Annotated in this window: 5 protein-coding genes; 3 read left to right on the top strand and 2 right to left on the bottom strand. The window is 72.6% G+C overall.

Annotated elements, in window-relative coordinates; all coding sequences use genetic code 11:
• On the top strand, window positions 1-255 hold a 255-nt coding region (locus AC07FV_RS34720; RefSeq protein ID WP_479091747.1), incomplete at its 5' end, for an acyl-CoA carboxylase biotin carboxyl carrier protein subunit.
• A gap of 96 nt (window positions 256-351) precedes the next feature.
• Here the strand turns inward: AC07FV_RS34720 and AC07FV_RS34715 are convergent.
• Together AC07FV_RS34715 and AC07FV_RS34710 are read right to left on the bottom strand one after the other, a co-directional pair.
• The gene (locus tag AC07FV_RS34715; RefSeq protein WP_384704520.1) at window positions 352-1,344 is read right to left on the bottom strand and encodes a DeoR/GlpR family DNA-binding transcription regulator; all 993 of its coding nucleotides are present in this window, start codon (window positions 1,342-1,344) and stop codon (window positions 352-354) included.
• A gap of 217 nt (window positions 1,345-1,561) precedes the next feature.
• Window positions 1,562-3,010 carry an NAD(P)H-quinone dehydrogenase gene (locus AC07FV_RS34710; protein ID WP_479091745.1) on the bottom strand — a complete coding sequence of 483 codons (1,449 nt, stop codon included), beginning with the start codon at window positions 3,008-3,010 and terminating at the stop codon, window positions 1,562-1,564.
• An 84-nt stretch (window positions 3,011-3,094) separates the two neighbouring features.
• Here AC07FV_RS34710 and AC07FV_RS34705 point away from each other — a divergent pair, with 84 nt between their 5' ends.
• Together AC07FV_RS34705 and AC07FV_RS34700 are read left to right on the top strand one after the other, a co-directional pair.
• Window positions 3,095-3,532 (top strand): gamma-glutamylcyclotransferase family protein, encoded by a 438-nt coding sequence (locus AC07FV_RS34705; RefSeq protein ID WP_383641052.1) that lies wholly within the window; start codon window positions 3,095-3,097, stop codon window positions 3,530-3,532.
• Between the two features lie 92 nt (window positions 3,533-3,624).
• The gene (locus tag AC07FV_RS34700) at window positions 3,625-4,449 is read left to right on the top strand and encodes a purine-nucleoside phosphorylase (protein ID WP_479091743.1); all 825 of its coding nucleotides are present in this window, start codon (window positions 3,625-3,627) and stop codon (window positions 4,447-4,449) included.
• Window positions 4,450-4,795: the final 346 nt, after the last annotated feature.

Raw genomic sequence — 4,795 nt, 5'->3', positions numbered from 1 at the left:
AAACGCCGCGCGGCGAAGAAGTCCGGCCCCGCGGCCTCCGGCGACACCCTCGCCTCCCCCATGCAGGGCACCATCGTCAAGATCGCCGTCGAGGAGGGCCAGGAAGTCCAGGAAGGCGACCTGATCGTCGTCCTGGAAGCCATGAAGATGGAACAGCCCCTCAACGCCCACAAGGCCGGCACCATCAAGGGCCTGGGCGCCGCAGTCGGCGCCTCCGTCACCTCCGGCGCCGCGATCTGCGAGATCAAGGACTGAGCGCCCGCACGACACGACCGGGGCGCCCGGCGGACCGATCATCGGTCCGCCGGGCGCCCCGTTCCGGTGCCGGGCCGCGACGGACCGGACGGTGGCTCAGCGTCGGCGCAGATCCGCGACCCGCGCCCGGTCGGCTCCGGGGTTCTGCTCCCCGAGGGCCGTGGCCGAGCGCAGGCCCGCCGCGGCGCCCGGCACCTGTCGGCGTGGCCCCGGGAGCGGCACGTCCCGGCGCTGCTGGCGCGCCGGGGCCGGTTCACCGCCCGCCACCGGGGCCCCCGGCGCTCCCGGGGCCCCTGCCCCACCTCCCGACGCTCCCGCCACCGCGATCTGCACGCCCTGGTCGGCCAGCGCCTGGAGTTCGGTGCCGGCACGGTCGTCGTGGGCGGGCGGCTCGTCCGTGACCAGGCGGGTGATGACGTCCGTGGGCACGGTCTGGAACATGGTGTCGGTGCCCAGCTTGGAGTGGTCGGCGAGGACGACGACCTCGGCGGCCGCCTGCACCAGCGCGCGGTCGACCGACGCCGACAGCATGTTGGAGGTGGACAGGCCCCGCTCCGCCGTCAGCCCGCTCCCGGACAGGAAGGCCTTGGAGACGCGCAGCCCCTGGAGGGACTGCTCGGCCCCCGACCCGACGAGCGCGTAGTTGGAGCCGCGGAGGGTGCCACCGGTCATCACGACCTCGACCCGGTTGGCGTGGGCGAGGGCCTGGGCCACCAGCAGCGAGTTGGTGACGACGGTCAGCCCGGGCACCCGCGCGAGCCGGCGCGCCAGCTCCTGCGTGGTGGTCCCGGCCCCGACCACGATGGCCTCGCCCTCTTCCACGAAGCCCGCGGCGAGGTCGGCGATGGCCGTCTTCTCGGCGGTCGCGAGATGGGACTTCTGCGGAAAGCCGGATTCTCGCGTGAATCCGCCCGGCAGTACCGCACCGCCGTGCCGGCGGTCGAGGAGTCCTTCTGCCTCCAGCGCGCGCACGTCCCGCCGTACGGTCACTTCGGAGGTCTGGACGACGCGGGCGAGCTCACGGAGCGACACGGCTCCGTTCGCTCGCACCATTTCGAGGATCAATTGGCGACGTTCTGCAGCGAACACGAAACTGACAGTAACCCCAACGACCGTCTGCTTTCAGCAGTATGCGCCGAATAACAGAAGTTGTTCGCATGGCCGACCTGTAGGTGGTATACGCGCCTACTCCGGCCGACTATGCCCCCCGCACACGCCGCGACGCACCGTGACCGCGGACGGACGACTTCCGGCCGCAGCCCTCAACCCGACCACCACGCACGTCACTTGACGCTCGCGCGACACGCTACGCGTCCCCGGCGCCCTTCCGGGAGTGCAGCTGCCGCGCCACCTCCGCGATCGAGCCCGACAGCGAGGGGTACACCGTGAAGGCGTTCGCGATCTGCTCGACCGTCAGGTTGTTGTCGACCGCGATCGAGATCGGGTGGATCAGCTCCGAGGCCCGCGGCGCCACCACGACCCCGCCCACCACGATCTCGGTGCCCGGCCGGCAGAAGATCTTGACGAAGCCGTCCCGGATGCCCTGCATCTTGGCGCGGGGGTTGCGCAGCAGCGGCAGCTTCACGACCCGGGCGTCGATCTTGCCGGCGTCGACGTCGGCCTGCGAGTAGCCGACGGTGGCGATCTCGGGGTCGGTGAAGACGTTGGACGAGACCGTCTTCAGGTTCAGCGGGGTCACCGCGTCGCCCAGGAAGTGGTACATCGCGATCCGCCCCTGCATGGCGGCGACCGAGGCGAGGGCGAAGACGCCCGTCACGTCACCGGCGGCGTACACACCGGGGGCCGAGGTGCGCGACACCCGGTCGGTGCGGATGTGCCCGGAGTCCTTGAGGTGGACCCCGGCATCCTCCAGGCCCATCCCCTCGGTGTTGGGGATGGCGCCGACCGCCATCAGACAGTGCGAGCCGGTGATGACCCGCCCGTCGGAGAGGGTCACCTCGACCCGGTCGCCGACCCGCTTGGCGGACTGGGCCCGCGACCGCGCCATGACGTTCATCCCCCGCCGCCGGAACACGTCCTCCAGGACGGCGGCGGCGTCGGGGTCCTCGCCGGGCAGCACCCGGTCGCGGGACGACACGAGCGTGACCTTGGACCCGAGGGCCTGGTAGGCGCCGGCGAACTCGGCACCGGTCACACCGGACCCGACCACGATCAGCTCTTCGGGAAGCTCGTCCAGGTCGTACACCTGGGTCCAGTTCAGGATGCGCTCACCGTCGGGCCGCGCGTCCGGCAGCTCGCGCGGGTGTCCGCCGGTGGCGATCAGCACGGCGTCCGCGGTGAGCGTCTCCTCGCTCCCGTCGGCGGCGCGCACCACGACCTTGCGCGACCCGTCCAGCGCCTGCATGCCCTCCAGGCGCCCGCGCCCGCGCACGACCCGCGCGCCCGCGCGCGTCACGGACGCGGTGATGTCGTGCGACTGCGCCAGGGCGAGCCGCTTCACCCGGCGGTTGACCTTCCCCAGGTCGACCCCGACCACCCGGGCGGCCTGCTCCATGGGCGGGGTGTCGTCGGCGACGATGATCCCCAGCTCCTCGTACGAGGAGTCGAAGGTGGTCATCACCTCGGCCGTGGCGATCAGGGTCTTGGACGGCACGCAGTCGGTCAGCACCGACGCCCCGCCCAGGCCGTCGCAGTCGACGACGGTCACCTCCGCGCCGAGCTGGGCGGCCACCAGCGCCGCTTCGTATCCGCCGGGTCCGCCGCCAATGATCACGATCCGAGTCACGTACTCCATTGTCCCGCACCCTTCGACGGGCGGCCGCCCGGGGGCACACCTGTTACACGAGTGACGCCGCACCGCTGCCGTACCCTTCCCCCCATGTCGCTCTACGCCGCGTACGCCGGCAACCTCGACGCGCGGTTGATGACCCGCCGCGCCCCACACTCGCCGTTGCGCGCCACCGGCTGGCTGAACGGGTGGCGGCTGACCTTCGGGGGCGAGCACATGGGCTGGGAGGGCGCCCTCGCGACGCTCGTCGAGGACCCGATCTCGCAGGTCTTCGTCTCCCTCTACGACATCGCCCCGATGGACGAGGACTCGCTCGACCGCTGGGAGGGCGTGGGCATGGACATATACCGCCGCACCCGCGTCCGCATCCACACCCTGGAGGGCGAGGAGGGCGCGTGGACGTACGTGCTGAACGCGTACGAGGGCGGCCTGCCCTCCGCGCGCTACCTGGGCGAGGTGGCGGACGCGGCCGAGTCCGCCGGCGCTCCCCACGACTACGTGATGGAACTCCGCAAGCGCCCCTGCTGAGCCGCCCTCGTCAGAAACAACAGAACAACAATCGCAATCCCGTGAGCTCCGTCATCTACGCGCGTAGGCGTAAAGCGGCTACCCTCTTCGGCGTGAACGCATCTCTTCTTCCGGACGACATCCAGGGCGACCCGTACGCCGCCGCCGACGCCGCCGCGGCCCGCCTGCGCGAACTCACCGGCGCCGAGACCCACGACGTCGCCCTCGTGATGGGCTCCGGCTGGGCACCGGCCGTGGACGCCCTGGGCGCCCCCGAGGCCGATCTCCAGGTCACCGACCTGCCGGGCTTCCCCAAGCCGGCGGTGGAGGGGCACGGCGGCAAGATCCGCTCGTACTCCATCGGCGACAAGCGCGCGCTCGTCTTCCTGGGCCGCACCCACTACTACGAGGGCCACGGCGTGGCCGCCGTCTCGCACGGCGTCCGCACGGCCGTCGCGGCCGGCGCCAAGACCATCATCCTGACCAACGGCTGCGGCGGCCTGCGCGAGGGCATGCGCCCCGGCCAGCCGGTCCTGATCAGCGACCACATCAACCTCACCGCCACCTCCCCCATCGTCGGCGCCAACTTCGTCGACCTCACGGACCTCTACTCCCCGCGCCTGCGCGCCCTCTGCAAGGAGGTCGACCCCACGCTGGAGGAGGGCGTCTACGCCCAGTTCCCCGGCCCGCACTACGAGACGCCGGCCGAGATCCGCATGGCCCGCGTGATCGGCGCGGACCTGGTGGGCATGTCGACGGTCCTGGAGGCGATCGCGGCCCGCGAGGCCGGCGCGGAGGTCCTGGGCATCTCCCTGGTGACCAACCTCGCGGCGGGCATGACGGGCGAACCCCTCAACCACGAGGAGGTCCTCCAGGCCGGCCGCGACTCCGCCACCCGGATGGGCTCCCTCCTGACCCAGGTCCTCGCCCGCCTCTGACCAAGGCCACCCCGGCCCGCGCCCCACGCGGGCCGGGAAAGGCGCCGCCCCGTACGACCAGAGTTCCCAGCCGAGTGGACGAGACCCCACACCCGCGCACGGAGAGAAGCCCCGCCCCGAGTGGGCGAGGCCCCGCGCACAGCGAGAAGCCCCGCCCCGAGCGGGCGAGGCCCCGCACCTGCGCACGGCGAGAAGTCCCGACCCGAGTGGGCGAGGCCCCGCACTCGCGTACGGCGAGAAGGGGCCGGGGGGGGGGGGGGGGGGGGGGGGGGGGGGGGGGGGGGGGGGGGGGGGGGAGGGGGGACGACCGAGTACCGGAGGTCTCCCGGGATGGCACCCCCCCACC

The sequence above is a fragment of the Streptomyces sp. NPDC045956 genome (assembly GCF_056430705.1).
The sequence above is the reverse complement of the archived record's forward strand: the minus strand, read 5'-3'. Positions and strand labels throughout refer to the sequence as shown.

Coding starts and splice junctions, on each gene's coding strand:
- AC07FV_RS34710 (WP_479091745.1), bottom strand. CDS start 3,010: ATGGAGTACGTGACTCGGATCGTGATCATTGGCGGCGGACCCGGCGGA.
- AC07FV_RS34705 (WP_383641052.1), top strand. CDS start 3,095: ATGTCGCTCTACGCCGCGTACGCCGGCAACCTCGACGCGCGGTTGATG.